The sequence below is a fragment of the Streptacidiphilus alkalitolerans genome, assembly GCF_042511045.1.
GTDB lineage: Bacteria > Actinomycetota > Actinomycetes > Streptomycetales > Streptomycetaceae > Streptacidiphilus > Streptacidiphilus alkalitolerans.
The window spans coordinates 93,199-108,240 of the sequence record NZ_JBHEZX010000004.1; the positions used below are offsets into that span (position 1 = coordinate 93,199).

The window sequence follows — 15,042 nt, forward strand, 5'->3', positions numbered from 1 at the left end:
AGCGCTCCCGCGCACCGGGCCCGCATACTGGCCAGGTGGCCCGCAAGCAGCAGAGCACCAAGAGAGAATCGGTTCCGCAGACGTCCGCCCGGGCGGCCGGCGCCGAACCGGTCGGCTCCGGGCTCGCCGAGATCGTCCAGGACCGGGACCGCGCCAACGCCTGGACCCTGCTGCTCGACGGCACCCCGCAGTCGCATGTCGACCTGGACGACCCCGGCCGGCTGTCCTTCGAGTACCAGCGCCGCTTCGGCCACCTGGTCGACCTCGCCGCCGCGCCGCGCCGGCCGATCAGCGCGCTGCACCTCGGCGGCGGTGCGCTCACCCTCGCCCGCTACGTGGCCGCGACCCGGCCCCGCTCGCGGCAGCAGGTCGCCGAGATCGACACCGCGCTCACCGAGCTGGTGCGCCGGGCGCTGCCCCTGGAACGCGGCTGGCAGATCCGGGTCCGCGGCGGGGACGCCAGGGACATCCTGGCCCGCAGCCCCGAGGGCCAGGCGGACCTGGTCGTCGCCGACATCTACAGCGGCGCGCGGATCCCGGCCCACTGCACCTCGGTGGAGTTCGCCGGGCTCGCGGCCCGGGCGCTGGGCCCGGACGGCCGCTACACCGTCAACATCACCGACGGCGGGCGGCTGGACTTCGCCCGCGGACAGGTCGCGACCCTGCGCGCGGTCTTCGCCGAGGTCGCGCTGATCGCCGACCCGGGGGTGCTGCGTGGCCGCCGTTTCGGCAACCTGGTCCTGGTGGCCGCCCAGCAGCCGCTCCCGCTGGACGAGTTGACGCGGCGGATCGCCACCGATCCGGCCCCGGGCCGGATCGAGCACGGCCCCCGCCTGGTGGACTTCCAGGCAGGGGCCGTACCGGTTCCGGACAGTGGTGCGTGCCCCTCGCCCGCACCGCCGCCGGAGGCTTTCAACCGCGGCTGACCTCAACCGCGGCTGACCTCAGCCGCGGCCGACCTCAACCGCAGCCGACCTCAGCTGACCGGGGTCAGGTGCAGGATCAGGTACTCGTACGCCTGGCTGTTCGGCGAGGGGTTGATGTACGGGTTGTCCGAGGTGGGCCAGCCGGTGAAGTTCGCCGAGCTGTACTCGTACCAGGAGGCCCCGTAGAGCACCGGGATCGCCGGGACGTCGTCGGACATGATCTGCTGCAGCGTGTTCAGCGCGCCCTTCTCCGCGTCCGGGGTGGTCGCGTTCTGGAACGCAGAGATCGCGGACCTGGCCTTGGGGCTGTCGTAGCGGTCGAAGTCGCCGGCCGCGGTCTGGCCGATCGCCGCCGTGGTGCTCGGGTCCAGGATGAACTGCAGCCGCTGGAACGCGGTCACGCCCTGGCCCCAGTGCAGGGCCGCGTCGAACTTGCCGGTGGTGATCGCGGTGTTCCAGCTGTTGTAGTCGAAGGCGCCGTTCGCCGAGGTGTCGAAGCCCTGCGCGTTCAGGCCCTTGACCATGGCCTGGGCGTCGCACCAGTAGTCGCTGAACGAGTTGGGGTCGATGATCGTGAACTTGACGGTCTTGCCGTCCTTGGTCCACTTGCCACCGGTCTTGGCGTAGCCGGCGCCGGTCATCAGCGAGTCGACCTTGGCGTTGTCCGGGGTCGGCTTGAGGTCGTTGGTCTGGGCCGAGGAGAGCGAGCCCTGGTCGATCGGCAGGGTCAGACCGCCGGAGGAGGAGGCGGGCAGCTCGTAGTTGGTCTCGCACTGGGTCGCCATCGACTGGCGGTCCAGGGCGGCGCTGATCGCCTTGCGCACGGCGACGTCACCGAGCGCGGGAGCGGTCTTGCTCTTGTTGTTGAGCATCAGCGCGACGGTGTTGCCGGCCGGGAAGTACGGCGCGGCGGACTGGAACAGGTGGTTGTGCGCCGGGTCCTTGGCGACGAAGGCCGTCTGCACGTTGTTGATGTCGTTGCCGGTGAGGTCGATCTTGCCGGAGGCCAGCGCGAGCTCGGCGGCGTCATTGGTGGCGTAGGCGGGGAAGGAGATCCGCTTGACCTTGGGGGCGCCGCCCCAGTAGGTCGGGTTGACCTTGAAGGTGACGTTCTGCGCGCTGAACTTGTCGACCAGGTACGGACCGGTGCCGATCGCCTGGGCACTGGTGATCACCGCGGTGGTCGGGTTGGTGATGGTGGACCAGAGGTGCTGCGGCAGGATGATCTGGTTGCCGATGGCGACGAAGTTCGCCGACTGCGGCGAGGCGTAGTTCAGCACGATGGTGTTCGCGTCGGGCGTGGTCACGCTGGTGGTCGCCGGGACGCCGCCGGTGTTCGCGGCCGGGGTCTTCTGCAGCAGGTCGAAGGTGAACTTCACGTCGGCCGAGCTGAACGCCTGGCCGTCGCTCCACTTGACCCCGGGCTGCAGCGCGATGGTCAGCGTCTTGTTGCCGTTGGACCAGGTGTAGCTCTTGCCCAGCCACGGGATGGGGGCCTGCTCGGACTTCAGGCTGTTGAACATGAACAGCGGCTCGTAGATGAGCGAGTTGGCGTTCTCGTTGGCACCGAAGGCGTTGCCGTCGAGCGGGTTGAAGTCCTCGTTGAAGGAGGGGACCGGCTTGTCCTCGATGACCAGCGTCTGGACGGCGCCGCTTCCGTTGGAGCTGCTCTTGCCGGCCGGCTTGGCGCCGGAGCTGGTGCAGGCCGTGAGGCCCAGGCCGACTGCGGCCACCACGGCCAGGGCCTTGATGGTGGTGTTGCGACTCATTGCGTACGCTCCTTGTGTCCGGCCGACTCGGTAGCGGCCAGTGGTGAGCGACCATGGCGTGTCTGTCATGGCGTGATTGGTCTTGATTGGGTGGTTCCGAGCGGGATCGGTCGACTGCTGCTGCTTCGATCCGAACTGCGGTGCGGACGGTGGCCTCGGACGAGTTGCACCTCGTCCGGGGTCGGGCCCGACGGCGCCGGGGGTCCCCGGCGCCGCCAGGGTCTCTCGGGGTCTCCCATGTCGACTCCTCTGTCTGCTCTGTTGGTGAAGCTGTCTAGGACGCAGGCGCCGACGCGCCGTTGTGGAGCGGCGCCGACTCGGCCGGGGTGCGCTCGGTCGAGTGCAGCCAGCAGGCGGCGACCTGGTCCGTCGCCACCGGCAGGGCCGGCGGGGCGGTGGTCTTGCAGACCGCCATCGCGAAGGGGCAGCGCGGGTGGAACCGGCAGCCGCTCGGCGGGTTCACCAGGCTCGGCGGCGAGCCGCGTCCGCGCAGCACCGGCGGGGTGGTCCTGGCCGGGTCGGGTGCCGCGCTGAGCAGCAGCTGGGTGTAGGGGTGCGCCGGGGCGTCGGTGATCTGGGTGGCCGGGCCCGACTCCACCACCTGTCCCGCGTACATCACCACGGCGGTGTCGGCGAGGTACCGGGCCGAGGCGATGTCATGGGTGACGTAGAGGATGGCCAGGCGCTCGCGCTCGCGCAGCTCGTCCAGCAGGTTGAGCACGCCGAGCCGGATCGACACGTCCAGCATCGAGACGGGTTCGTCGGCCAGCAGCACCCGTGGCTCCACGGCCAGGCCGCGGGCGATGGCGACCCGCTGGCGCTGGCCGCCGGACAGCTCGTGCGGGAACTTGTCGATGAAGCGGTCGGCCGGGCTGAGCGAGACCCGCTCCAGCAACTGCTTGGCCTTGGCGTCGAGTTCGTCCCGGCCGGCGCGGCGGTGCAGCTTCAGCGGGCGCTCCAGGTGGTAGCGCACGCTGTGCACGGAGTTGAGTGAGGAGAAAGGATCCTGCAGGACCAGGTGCACCTTGCGGGTGTACTCGCGCCGGGCCCGGCCGCTGCGGCCCACCGGCTCGCCGTCCAGCAGCAGTTCGCCCGAGGTGGGCACGATCAGCTGGGTCAGCAGCCGGGCCAGGGTGGACTTGCCCGAGCCGCTCTCGCCGACCACCGCGGTGACGGTGGCCTCGGGCAGCGCCAGCGAGATGTCCTCGACCGCGTGCACCACCGGCTTGTTCCGGGAGGGCCCGAGCTGGTGCACCGGGAAGTGCTTGGTGAGCCGGCGGGCCTCCAGAGCCGGGACGCCGGGGCGCTTCGGGCCGTGGACGACGGCGGTGTCGGGGGTGGTCGTCACTGGTCGCTCCCGAAGGCGGTGGTAGGGGCGGCGGGAGCGCTCCCGCCGTGGGCCGGGAAGCTCAGTGCGAGCGGTTCCGGCGGCGGCTGCAGTCCGTCCTGCAGCCAGCAGGCGGCGACCCGCGGCTCGCTGGTGCGGTCGCCGGCCAGCACGGCCGCGCCCCGCTGCTCGGCGGAGGGGACGGTCAGTCCGGGCACGTCGGTACGGCAGCGGTCCATGGCGTAGGGGCAGCGGGGGTGGAAGGCGCAGCCGCCGGGGAGGGCGGTGAGCGAGGGCGGCGATCCGGGGATCCCCTCCATCCGCACCTTGTCGCCGTGCAGCGCCGGGAAGGAGTTGAGCAGGCCCAGGCTGTAGGGGTGGCGCGGGGTGTGGAACAGCTCGTTGGCGCCGGCCCGTTCGACGATCCGCCCCGCGTACATGATGGCGATGGAGTCGGCGAGTTCGATCAGCAGCGACAGGTCGTGGGTGATGAAGATGATGGCGAAGCCGAGCCGCTCCCTGAGCTGCATCAGCTCTTCCAGGATCTCCCGCTGGGTGACCACGTCCAGGGCCGTGGTCGGCTCGTCCATGATCACTATCTGCGGCTCCAGCGCCAGCGCCATGGCGATCATGACCCGCTGCCGCATGCCGCCGGAGAGCTCGTGCGGGTAGCTGCGCAGCCGGTCCGCGCTGATGCCGACCATGCGCAGCAGCTCGATCGCGCGCTCGCGCCGGGCGGCGGCGTCCATCTGCTTGCGGTGCGCCTTGAGCACATCGGTGAGCTGGGCGTCGATCCTGGCCACCGGGTTGAGCGCGTGCATCGCGCTCTGGAACACCACGGCGAGCTGGGACCAGCGGATCTGACGCAGTTTCGCGATGTCCGCCGCGAGCAGGTCCACGGTCTCGGCGTAGGTGACCTCGTCCGAGCCCTGGGGCCGGTTGTGGAACAGCACCTCGCCGCCGCTGATCACGCCGGGCGCCCGCAGCAGCCTGGTCAGCGCGTACGCCAGGGTGGACTTGCCCGAGCCGCTCTCGCCGGCCAGGCCGAGCACCTCCCCGCGGTGCAGGGTCAGCGTGGCGTCGGTGACGGCGCGGACGGCGTTGGCGCCGACGCCGTAGTCGACGCACAGGCCGCGCACCTCAAGGACCGGATCGGCCGTCGCGGTCGGCACGGGGGCGGCCGGCAGGGGGGCGGTGGGCACGTTCACTGGGACTTTCCTTCCACGGCGGCGCGGGCGGCGGCCTGGCCGGGCTGGTCGGCGCGGTGCGTCGGAGTGGGCTCGTACGGCGTGGGCTCGGACCCGGCCGGGACGCCGGCCGTGCGCAGCACCGGGGTCAGCCCCAGCGTGTACTTGACGCCCTTGCGGTTGGTACGGGCCGAGCGCAGCCGGGGGTTGATGATCTCGTCGATGCCGAAGTTCAGCAGCGACAGCGCGATCCCGACCAGCGCCACGCACAGCGCGGGGGGCGCGTACCACCACCAGTAGCCGGCGATCAGCGCGCTGTCCGACTGGGCGGTGTTGAGCATGGTGCCCCAGGTGGTCGTCGCCGGGCTGATGACGCCCAGCCAGGACAGCGACACATAGGCGCCGATGCCGTAGACCACGGTGAAGATGAAGGAGGAGGCGAGGATCGGCAGCAGGTTCGGCAGGATCTCGAAGACGATGATCCGCGGCTTGCGCTCGCCGATCACCCGGGCCGACTCGACGTAGTCCTGGTTGCGCAGCGCCAGGGTCTGTGCCCGCAGCACCCGCGCTCCCCAGGCCCAGGCGGTCAGCGCGATCACCGAGCCGATCAGCAGCGGATTGCCGGTGTCCTTCACCGGCAGCGGGCGCATGGCGACCATCAGGATCAGCAGCCCGGGCAGTGCCAGGAAGATGTTGGCCAGGATCGACAGCACCTCGTCCACCCAGCCGCCGACGTACCCGGCGGTCACGCCGACCAGGACGGACAGGCAGGTGGCGATCAGGCCGGCCACGAAGGAGATCAGCAGGGTGTCCCGGCCGCCCGCGAGGACCTGCGAGAACACGTCGTGCTGCTGCTGGTCGGTGCCGAGCCAGAACTTCCCGGACGGCGGCAGCGGGGTGCTGGTGGTGGTGGACGCCTGCCAGTCGGGGGCGTGCGGGGCGAGCATCGGTCCGAAGATCGCGACCAGGGCGAACACGATCAGGATCGAGGCGCCGATGATCACCTTGGGGGAACGGGGTATTCGCGAGCCGCGCTTGGCGCGCGGGACGACGACTGCGGCGACCGTCTCGGGAGCGGAGGTCACGGTGGGAACGGCCATCGGTCAGGCCTCCTTGCGGGCGCGCGGGTCGAGGATCACATAGGCGATGTCCGCCAGCAGGTTCGCGCCCAGCACCGTGAAGGTGACCACCAGCAGGATGCCCTGCATCATCGGGTAGTCGGTGTTGAGCACGGCGTTGTAGATCTCATAGCCCACGCCCGGGTAGGAGAACACGATCTCGGTGACGATGGAGCCGGTCACCACCAGGCTGATCGACAGGGCGAAGTTGGAGATGCTGGGCAGGATCGCGTTGCGCGCCGCCACCGTGACGACCTTCCACTGCGGCAGGCCCTTGGCCGCCGCGACCAGGACGTAGTCCTCGTCCATGGTGGTGATCATCATATTGCGCATTCCGATGATCCAGCCGGCGATGGAGGCCAGGGCGACGGTCGCGGCCGGCAGCGTCCCGTGTTCGATCACGCTGGTGACGAAGGGGGTGTTCCAGCCCTGGGTCAGGTCGGAGTTGCGCCCGGTCTCGTAGCCGCCGGCGAAGGGGAACAGCTTCCAGTAGAAGCCGGCCGTGAGCAGCAGCAGGAACGCCAGGATGAAGTACGGGATCGCCTGGAAGAAGGTCGCCACCGGAAGCAGCGCGTCCAGGAAGCCGCTGCGGCGCCAGCCGACCACGATGCCGAGCAGCGTGCCGAGCAGGAAGGCGACCACGGTCGCCGAGCCGACCAGGCCGATGGTCCAGGGCAGGTCGTTGCCGAGCACCGAGGAGACCGAGACCGACTTGGAGGTCGAGGTGCCGAGGTCGCCGTGGAACAGGTGGCCCAGGTAGCCGAAGTACTGCGACAGCAGGCTTTCCTTGCTGTTCAGGCCGTACTGGGCGGCGAGCGCCTTCAACTGGGCGGGCGTGATGTTGGAGGTCCTGATGTTGGCCAGGACGGCCTGCAGGGCGTCGCCCGGAAGCATCCGGGGCAGGAAGAAGTTCAGCGTGACGGCGGCGTACGCGGCTATCGCGTAGAAGCCGAGTCGGCGCAGGATGGTGGTCATCGTCGGCTCCTCTCAGGGGATCTGGCGCCACACGGACGGGCTGGGGTCGGGTGGGCAGCCGCAGCTTTCGCGGCGGATCAGCTGGGTCGGCAGGACGAAGTTGCGCGACGCGCTGTCGGATGGCGGCGCGGCGAGCGCCGGATCATCGGCAGTGATCATGCTGTGAAGGACCTCGAAGGCTTTGGCGCCGATCTCCCTGATGGGCTGGCGCACGGTGGTCAGCTGGGGGCGGAGGTGCCGGGCGAACGGCAGGTCGTCGAATCCGGTGACGGCGACGTCGCCGGGCACGTCGAGCCCGTGTTCGGCCAGGGCGTAGATCACGCCCAGCGCGGTCTGGTCGTTGGCGCAGGCGATGGCCCGGGGCAGCGTCGCGCCCAGGGCGATCAGGCCCCGGACGATCTGCACGCCGCCCCCGGCCGAGTAGTCGCCCTGCCAGGCGGGGCCGGTCAGGCACTCCCCGCCCAGCCGCTGGACCTCGGCGGTGAAGTTCCGGCCGCGGACGATGTTGTCCGGGCTGTCGGCGTGGCCGGCGATGTAGGCCAGCCGCCGGTAGCCGTGGTCCTGCACCAGGTGCCGTGCCATCTCCCGCATGCTGGTGGCGCTGTCGCCGCGGACGTTCACCACATTGCCGCCCTCCGCGCCGGCCAGGGTGACCACGGGCACGGTCCGGGCGATGTTGGCGATCCCGGCGGGGGAGAGCACCTGGTCGTGCAGGATCAGGCCGTCGCACTTGCCGGCGATGGTCATGATCCGGTTGGGCAGGGTGTGTTCGTCGATGTTGACCGAGCTGACGAGAAGGTCGTATCCGCGACGCTGCGCCACGATCTCGATGCCCCGGTTGATCTGGTCCCCGAAGAGCAGGCTCTCCGACTCGTCCTCGAAGATGCCGCCGTCGTCGATCCCGTAGACCCGGCGGAAGACCACGCCGACGACCTGCTTGAGCCGGCTGCTGAGGGCGCGGGCGGCGCCGTCGGGGACGAAGCCGAGCTCGCTGATCGCCTTCAGCACCCGGTCCCTGGTGGCGGGACGCGGGTTGTCCCTGCCGTTGAGGACCCGGGAGACGGAGGCGATCGAGACCCCTGCGCGGCGAGCGACATCGTAGATCGTCGGCGCCGCACCGGAGCTGGCTCGTGCATCCATCGGGTCTGCCCTCGGGTTTCCGTAAGCGCTTACTGCGGATGTTCTTGGTTGAAGGTAGGGCCGGGTTTCCCCGGCCGCAAGAGTGGATGTCGTCGCCGTTACGGTGATGTGACTTTTCTTCAGGAATTGTGGCCCGAACGACGGGAATGTGTTCAGGAAGTTAACGATTGGGAAAGTCGAGCCTCGGGCCCGATATCCGTGTTGAACTGGGCAATCCTTGTAGGGGAGGGAAAGTGACGGGGCTTCAGATGGGGAAGGTGACTTCGCTTCCTGAACGTCACGGCCGGAACCGGTTCCATGGCTGGGCCTTCTGAGTGACCCCGGGATGTGGTCGGTCCGCAGCCGCGGGAGGGCCTCGCGGCCTGCCGCGCATGCGTCTGGAAGCGCTTACTTCGACGATCAGTGGCCACTGCTCGGCAGGCCCCTGTGCTTGTAGCAGGCAATGCCGGTGAGCAGCAGGCCGAGCCCGATCGGAATGATTCCGGGCATGCTGTCGTCCGCCCCGGCGCCACCCTTCTCGGCGCTCGGGGCGTGCATCTGCTCCGCCTGCACGGCAGGCCGCGGGCTGGGGCCCGCAGCCGCCCAGGCCGGAGTGCCGGCGATGGCGAGCAGCAGCGCGAGTGCGCCTGCGCGGCGCAGGTTCTGCAGGTGCGTGGCCATGGCGGGGTGCTCCCAGGAGGGGTGGCGGGCGCACGCCGACGGCCGACGCGTCGCTCCCCCTGGGGAACGACCGCCGCCACGCTCCGTTACGACGTCCGTCGCAGGAACGCTCTTTCGTGTGGGCGGCAGCGACCCTCGGCGCTGCCGCCCACATCACCCGGTCGGGGTCAGGGTTCCGACCGGGAGACTGCGTTGCGCCGGATCGTGTCCGCGTACCAGTGGGCACTGGACTTGGGGATCCGGCGCTGGCTCGCGTAGTCCACGTAGACGGCGCCGAAGCGCTTGCCGTAGCCGTACGCCCACTCGAAGTTGTCCATCAGCGACCAGAGGAAGTAGCCGCGTACGTCCACGCCCTCGGCGATCGCGTCGTGCACCGCCGCGAGATGGGAGCGGACGTAGGCGATCCGCTCCGGGTCGCGCACCTCGCCCTCGGGGTTGACGTAGTCGTCGAAGGCCGCGCCGTTCTCGGTGATCATCAGCGGCAGTTCCGGATGCTCCGCGCCGATCCTGGTGAGCAGGTCGTGCAGCCCCGAGGGGTCGATGCTCCAGTTCATCGCGGTGCGCTCGCCCGGGGGCTGGTGGAACACCACGCTCTCGGCTCCGGGCCAGGGCGAGTAGTCGCTGACGCCGTGGGCGTCGCTCCTGGCGTTGTCCGCGCTCGGTACGCCGGTTCCGGCGGAGACCAGGTTGGGCGCGTAGTAGTTGACGCCGAGCAGGTCGATCGGCGCGGAGATCGCGGCCAGGTCGCCGGGGTGCACCAACTCGTCCCAGTCCACCAGGTGCGCGGTGTCCTCGCGCAGGTCGGCCGGGTACTCCCGGTCCAGGATCGGGCCGAGGAAGACCCGGTTGCCGAGCGCGTCGATCTGCCGGGCGGCGTCCAGGTCGGCGGCGCTGTCGCTGAGCGCGCGCACATGGTGCAGGTTGAGGGTGATCGAGAGCTGCGGCTCGGCGCTCGCCGGCAGCACCGACCTGAGTGCGGCGACGGCGCGACCGTGGCCCAGGTTGAGGTGGTGCGCGGCCTGCAGCGCGTGCCCCGGGTCGGTGCGCCCCGGCGCGTGCACCCCGGAGCCGTAGCCCAGATACGCGCTGCACCAGGGCTCGTTGAGCGTGGTCCAGTAGCGCACCCGGTCGCCCAGGGCCTCGCCGATCAGCGCGGCGTACTCGCCGAAGCGCTCGGCCGTGTCGCGGGCGGGCCAGCCCCCGGCGTCCTCCAACTCCTGCGGGAGGTCCCAGTGGTAGAGGGTGGCGACGGGGGTGATCCCGGCGGCGAGCAGTTCGTCGGTGAGCCGGCGGTAGAAGTCCAGTCCGCGTTCGACGGCGGGACCGCGCCCGGTCGGCTGCACTCGCGACCAGGAGACCGAGAAGCGGTACGCCTTCAGCCCGAGCCCTGCCATCAGCGCGACGTCGTCGCGGTAGCGGTGGTAGTGGTCGGCGGCGATGTCGCCGGTGTCGCCGTTGCGGACCCGCCCGGGGGTGTGGCTGTAGGTGTCCCAGATGGAAGGGGTCCGGCCGTCCTCGGCCGCCGCTCCCTCGATCTGGTACGCGGCGGTGGCGGCGCCCCAGAGGAAGTCCGTGGGGAAGCGGAGGAGTCCGTCGTCGGCCCGGGACGGCTGCACCAGGGGCTGGGCCTGGCGGGTCCCGGTGGCGAGCGGGTGTACTGCGGTCATACGGGAGCGCTCCCAAGGTTAGGTGCGGTTCACGGGGCAAGCGACAGCGCGCGGTGCCGTAGGTTCCGTTCCGATCCGTTCCGCGGTCGGTCGGCGGCAGCCGTGCGGCTGTCACAGCAGGCGTCATATGGGGAGAGGCGCTGCCAGGATGGTGCAACAGCCTGGGAGCGCTCCCAATCTCTCACGCCATGGTCGTACCTCGCCAGGAGGGTGTCAAGGCGTCCCCCGGACAGGATGTTCCGTGGGGATCTTTTCCGGGGCTGGGGCTGGTGGTGACGGTCGCCCTCCCCTAGGGTGGGAGCGCTCCCATGGAGATTCCCCGCAGGTCAGCGGATTCCACGCAGGGGAACGGCTAGGGTGCGACAGGTATGGAGCGGAATTCAGGAGGACGTTCGATGGCCCAGATCGGTGAGAGGCCTGCGCGCCGGGGTCCGGCCCGTCCCACGCTTGAGGCGGTGGCCCAGCTCGCCGGGGTCGGCCGGGGGACCGTGTCCCGTGTGGTCAACGGCTCGCCGGGGGTCAGCGACCAGGCCAGGGCCGTGGTCGAACGGGCCATCGCGGAGCTCGGCTACGTCCCCAACCGCGCTGCCAGGACCCTGGTCACCAGCCGCACCGACGCGGTGGCCCTGGTCATCCCGGAGACCGAGACCAGGCTCGCCTCCGAGCCCTTCTTCGCCGAGATCATCCGCGGCGTCGCCAGCGAGCTCTCCGACACCGACATGCAGCTGCTGCTGATCCTGATCCGCACCGCCCAGGAGCGCGAGCGCTTCGCCGCCTACCTCAGCGGGCACCGGGTGGACGGAGTCATGCTGGTCTCGGTGCACTCCGAGGACCCGCTGGTCGACCTGCTGGAACGGACCGGCCTGCCCGCGGTGCTGGGCGGCCGGCGCTCCGAGCTCGAGTCGCTCAGCTACGTCAACCCGGACAACACCGGCGGGGCCTGGGCCGCCGTCCGGCACCTGGCCGGCCTCGGCCGCGGCAGGATCGCCACCGTGACCGGCCCGCTGGACATGGAGGGCGCGCGCAGCCGTCTGGACGGCTACCGCAAGGGCCTGGACGAGGCCGGACTGCCGTTCAGAGAGGACCTGGTCGGCAAGGGGGACTTCAGCGAGGAGTCCGGGGCCCGGGCGATGCGGGACCTGCTGCAGCGGCGTCCGGACCTGGACGCGGTGTTCATCGCCTCCGACCTGATGGCCCTCGGCGCGATGCGGGTGCTGCGGGAGCAGGGACGGCGGATCCCGCAGGACGTCGCCCTGGTCGGCTTCGACGACTCCCCGCTGGCCCGGCACACCGACCCGCCGATGACCACGGTCCGGCAGTCCAGCGAGGAGATGGGCCGGGCGATGGCCCGGCTGCTGCTGGAGGAGATCGCGACCCCAAGCCGTACCCACCGGCAGATCATCCTGACCACCGAGTTGGTGCGGCGCGAGTCGGCCTGAGGCCGCCGCGAGTCGGCCTGAGGGTGCCGCGAGTCGGCCTGAGGCCGCGTGGGATCACCGTGGCTGCCAGGTTGTTCCGACTGCGCCGGTCGGCGAGTAGCGTGGAAAGCGGCCGCATACCGCGGCCTGGTTTTCCGCGCTGGACCTGCAGGACCGGGGTGAGCAGATGATCGTGGTGGACGTCGTGCTGGGCGTGCTGGGAGTCGGTGCGCTGTGGCTGGCCACCGGGGTCCGCGTGGTGCAGCAGATCGAGCGCGGGGTGGTGTTCCGCTTCGGCAAGGTGCGCCGGTCGGTCAAGCAGCCGGGGCTCACCCTGCTGATCCCGGTCGCGGACCGGCTGCGCAAGGTGAACGTCCAGATCATCACCATGCCGGTGCCCGCGCAGGAGGGCATCACCAGGGACAACGTCACCGTCCGGGTCGACGCGGTGGTCTACTTCAAGGTCGTGGACCCGGTGCTGGCGACGGTCAATGTGCAGAACCACACCTTCGCCATGTCCCAGGTCGCGCAGACCTCGCTGCGGTCCATCATCGGCAAGAGCGAGCTGGACGAGCTGCTCACCAACCGGGAGCCGCTGAACCAGGGCCTGGAGCTGATGATCGACAGCCCGGCCGCGGGCTGGGGCATCCACATCGACCGGGTGGAGATCAAGGACGTCGCGCTGCCCGAGTCGATGAAGCGCTCGATGTCCCGGCAGGCCGAGGCCGAACGTGAACGGCGGGCCAGGATCATCACCGCGGACGGCGAGTTCCAGGCGTCCCGCAAGCTCTCCGACGCAGCCGCGATCATGAGCGCCACCCCGGCCGCCCTGCAACTGCGCCTGCTGCAGACCGTGGTCGAGGTCGCCGCGGAGAAGAACTCCACGCTGGTGCTGCCGTTCCCGGTGGAACTGCTGCGCTTCCTCGACGGAGCGACCCCGGAGGCGTCCAAGTCGCCGCCGCTGGTGTCCGCGGTGGCCGCCGCGGCGGCGCTGGCCGCGAAGCACGAGGCGGAGGCAGCGGAACTGGCCGCGGGCGGCATCCCCCCGATCCCGGAGATCCCGGACACGGACGTGGCCGAACTGGAACTGGAGCTCGGCAGCGGGACCGCGTCGACTCCGGTGGACGGTTTCGCTAAGCCGGATAGCGCCGAGGATCGGTGACGCTCGGGGCACGTCCGGACCGGGTGGTGTCGCAGGAGCGGCAGCGGACCACGGTTCCGCCGGCGCCCGCGTCCCCGTGGATCTCGGCGATGATCCGCGCGTCCGGCGACCACTTCTCGCACCGGTGGCAGTAGCCCGCGGCGGTGCCGGTCGGCTGTTCGACATCGTTCACGGGGTGCTCTCCTCCTCGCTGTGGCAGTCGCATTCGCAGGGAACGGGCATCCAGCCGAGGACCGGGTGGTAGTAGCCGGGGGCCTGGCACGACGGGCAGCCGTGCCGGAAGTCCGTATCCACACGGCCGACCCGGCACTCGGGCGTGAGGTAGCCGCGCGGGTGCTCGCGGGGTGGGTTTTCGTGGGGCGGGTTTTCGCGGTGGGGCGATTCGCGGTGGGGCGATTCGTGCGGCGGCGTCTCGCTGGGCGGGGCGGCGGTCATGGTTGGTTCTCCCTGTCACGGAGTTCGACCCAGAGCGTCTGCGTGTCGTCCTCGGCCCGGTCGTGCCCGTATATGTCCGTGAGCGGGAGCGCGGCGAGAGCGGCCAGGACGGTCTGTCGGGCGACCTCGGAAAGGTCGTCGGGAATCGCTACGGTGACCCTGGTGCGGGAGGGTTGTTCGTCGGTGTGGGCCTGGTTGCCCGTGGCCGCCGAAAGCCGGGCGGCCACGTCGATCGCCCGTGCGGTTCGTGAGCCCACTGCTCTCCCCAAGTGCGCATGCGGTCACGTATAGTATTCCTGATGCATCAGCTTGGACCTAATGGATTAGGTTGTCAACGTCCGGTGAAGTCCACCGCTCCCGCGCGCGCCCCCGGCGTACGTGCGAGCACCACGGAGAGCCGCATGCCACGAGAGGCCCCGTACCTCCAGGTAGCTGACGACCTGCGCACCCGCATCCAGTCCGGCGAGTGGGCCGTGGGGGAGAAGCTACCTGGTCGCAGCATCCTGGCTGAGCACTACGACGTCGGCGCCAATGTGATCCAGCGCGCCACCGAGCGCCTGATCATCGAGGGCGTGCTGGAGGGGCGGGCCGGTTCCGGCACGTTCGTCCGGTCTCCGCGCGACCGCCTGCGCATGGTCCGCTCCCGGCCCCGCGAACTCCGCAGCGGCCCGTTCCGCGCGGATATGCGCGAGCAGGGGCGCGCCGGGACGTGGGAGAGCCATACGGTCGTCCGCGTTCCCGCGCCGAAGCAGATCGCCACGCGGCTCGGCATCACCGAGGGCGACCTGTGCGTCCGTACCCAGTACGAGTTCTTCGCTGACGGCATGCCGGTTCAACTCTCCGATTCCTGGGAGTCCATGGCCGTCACCGACGGCACTCCGATCCTGCTGCCCGAGTCCGGCCCGCTGGCCGGTCGGGGTGTGGTCGCGCGGATGCGCTCCATCGGCATCACCATCGCCACGGCCATAGAGGTGCCGCGGCCCTCCCGGGCCACCCAGGAGCAGGCCAACCTGCTCGGCATCTCCCTGGGCGAGCTGCTGACCATCATCGAGCGCACCTACTACGACGTGGACGGCCGCCCGCTGGAGACCGCCGACGTCGTCGTCCCCGATGTGCGCTGGGAGATTGCGTACGAGATCAGCATCGACCAGGGCTGATCCAATGTTCCTGGCCCGACGTCCTTGACCTGACGTCCTTGACCCGACGTTCCTGACCTGATGTTCCTGATCCACGCGTACTGATCCGCGTACTCCCGATC

Annotated in this window: 15 protein-coding genes; 4 read left to right on the forward strand and 11 right to left on the reverse strand. The window is 70.4% G+C overall.

Annotated features, from left to right (window positions below):
- Positions 1 to 35: 35 nt before the first annotated feature.
- Positions 36 to 926, forward strand: coding sequence for a spermidine synthase (locus ACEZDG_RS10005; protein WP_380505723.1), 891 nt, complete (start codon positions 36 to 38; stop codon positions 924 to 926).
- A 50-nt stretch (positions 927 to 976) separates the two neighbouring features.
- Here ACEZDG_RS10005 and ACEZDG_RS10010 read toward each other — a convergent pair whose 3' ends face one another.
- From ACEZDG_RS10010 to ACEZDG_RS10045, 8 genes are all read right to left on the reverse strand, one after another.
- Positions 977 to 2,695, reverse strand: a complete 1,719-nt coding sequence (locus ACEZDG_RS10010) for an ABC transporter substrate-binding protein (protein WP_380505726.1) — start codon at positions 2,693 to 2,695, stop codon at positions 977 to 979.
- A 274-nt stretch (positions 2,696 to 2,969) separates the two neighbouring features.
- Positions 2,970 to 4,043, reverse strand: a complete 1,074-nt coding sequence (locus tag ACEZDG_RS10015; RefSeq protein ID WP_380505729.1) for an ABC transporter ATP-binding protein — start codon at positions 4,041 to 4,043, stop codon at positions 2,970 to 2,972.
- The gene (locus ACEZDG_RS10020) at positions 4,040 to 5,224 is read right to left on the reverse strand and encodes an ABC transporter ATP-binding protein (protein ID WP_380505732.1); all 1,185 of its coding nucleotides are present in this window, start codon (positions 5,222 to 5,224) and stop codon (positions 4,040 to 4,042) included. Before ACEZDG_RS10020 ends, ACEZDG_RS10015 begins: the two co-directional genes overlap by 4 nt.
- 2 nt (positions 5,225 to 5,226) lie before the next feature.
- A complete protein-coding gene (locus ACEZDG_RS10025) occupies positions 5,227 to 6,309 on the reverse strand; it encodes an ABC transporter permease (RefSeq protein ID WP_380505735.1) in 1,083 nt (360 codons plus the stop codon).
- A gap of 3 nt (positions 6,310 to 6,312) precedes the next feature.
- Positions 6,313 to 7,302, reverse strand: a complete 990-nt coding sequence (locus ACEZDG_RS10030; protein WP_380505738.1) for an ABC transporter permease — start codon at positions 7,300 to 7,302, stop codon at positions 6,313 to 6,315.
- 12 nt (positions 7,303 to 7,314) lie between these two features.
- Positions 7,315 to 8,442 (reverse strand): LacI family DNA-binding transcriptional regulator, encoded by a 1,128-nt coding sequence (locus ACEZDG_RS10035; RefSeq protein ID WP_380505741.1) that lies wholly within the window; start codon positions 8,440 to 8,442, stop codon positions 7,315 to 7,317.
- Positions 8,443 to 8,841: 399 nt separating this feature from the next.
- Positions 8,842 to 9,102, reverse strand: a complete 261-nt coding sequence (locus tag ACEZDG_RS10040; protein ID WP_380505744.1) for a hypothetical protein — start codon at positions 9,100 to 9,102, stop codon at positions 8,842 to 8,844.
- 167 nt (positions 9,103 to 9,269) lie between these two features.
- Positions 9,270 to 10,769: a GH1 family beta-glucosidase gene (locus ACEZDG_RS10045; protein ID WP_380505747.1), complete on the reverse strand. Its 1,500-nt coding sequence runs from the start codon at positions 10,767 to 10,769 to the stop codon at positions 9,270 to 9,272.
- A gap of 395 nt (positions 10,770 to 11,164) precedes the next feature.
- Here ACEZDG_RS10045 and ACEZDG_RS10050 point away from each other — a divergent pair, with 395 nt between their 5' ends.
- Together ACEZDG_RS10050 and ACEZDG_RS10055 are read left to right on the forward strand one after the other, a co-directional pair.
- Positions 11,165 to 12,208, forward strand: a complete 1,044-nt coding sequence (locus ACEZDG_RS10050; RefSeq protein WP_380505750.1) for a LacI family DNA-binding transcriptional regulator — start codon at positions 11,165 to 11,167, stop codon at positions 12,206 to 12,208.
- Positions 12,209 to 12,374: 166 nt separating this feature from the next.
- A complete protein-coding gene (locus tag ACEZDG_RS10055; RefSeq protein WP_380505753.1) occupies positions 12,375 to 13,349 on the forward strand; it encodes a slipin family protein in 975 nt (324 codons plus the stop codon).
- Here the strand turns inward: ACEZDG_RS10055 and ACEZDG_RS10060 are convergent.
- From ACEZDG_RS10060 to ACEZDG_RS10070, 3 genes are read right to left on the reverse strand one after another with little or no spacing between them, the layout of a single operon-like run.
- Positions 13,321 to 13,521, reverse strand: a complete 201-nt coding sequence (locus ACEZDG_RS10060) for a hypothetical protein (protein ID WP_380505756.1) — start codon at positions 13,519 to 13,521, stop codon at positions 13,321 to 13,323. The two genes, ACEZDG_RS10055 and ACEZDG_RS10060, sit on opposite strands and share 29 nt — an antisense overlap.
- The gene (locus tag ACEZDG_RS10065) at positions 13,518 to 13,784 is read right to left on the reverse strand and encodes a hypothetical protein (protein ID WP_380505759.1); all 267 of its coding nucleotides are present in this window, start codon (positions 13,782 to 13,784) and stop codon (positions 13,518 to 13,520) included. Before ACEZDG_RS10065 ends, ACEZDG_RS10060 begins: the two co-directional genes overlap by 4 nt.
- Positions 13,781 to 14,041: a hypothetical protein gene (locus ACEZDG_RS10070; protein WP_380505762.1), complete on the reverse strand. Its 261-nt coding sequence runs from the start codon at positions 14,039 to 14,041 to the stop codon at positions 13,781 to 13,783. Before ACEZDG_RS10070 ends, ACEZDG_RS10065 begins: the two co-directional genes overlap by 4 nt.
- Positions 14,042 to 14,185: 144 nt before the next feature.
- On the opposite strand from ACEZDG_RS10070, the gene ACEZDG_RS10075 reads away from it, so the two are divergent.
- Complete coding sequence (locus ACEZDG_RS10075) at positions 14,186 to 14,941, forward strand: GntR family transcriptional regulator (protein ID WP_380505765.1); 756 nt, start codon at positions 14,186 to 14,188, stop codon at positions 14,939 to 14,941.
- The last annotated feature ends 101 nt before the right edge of the window (positions 14,942 to 15,042 follow it).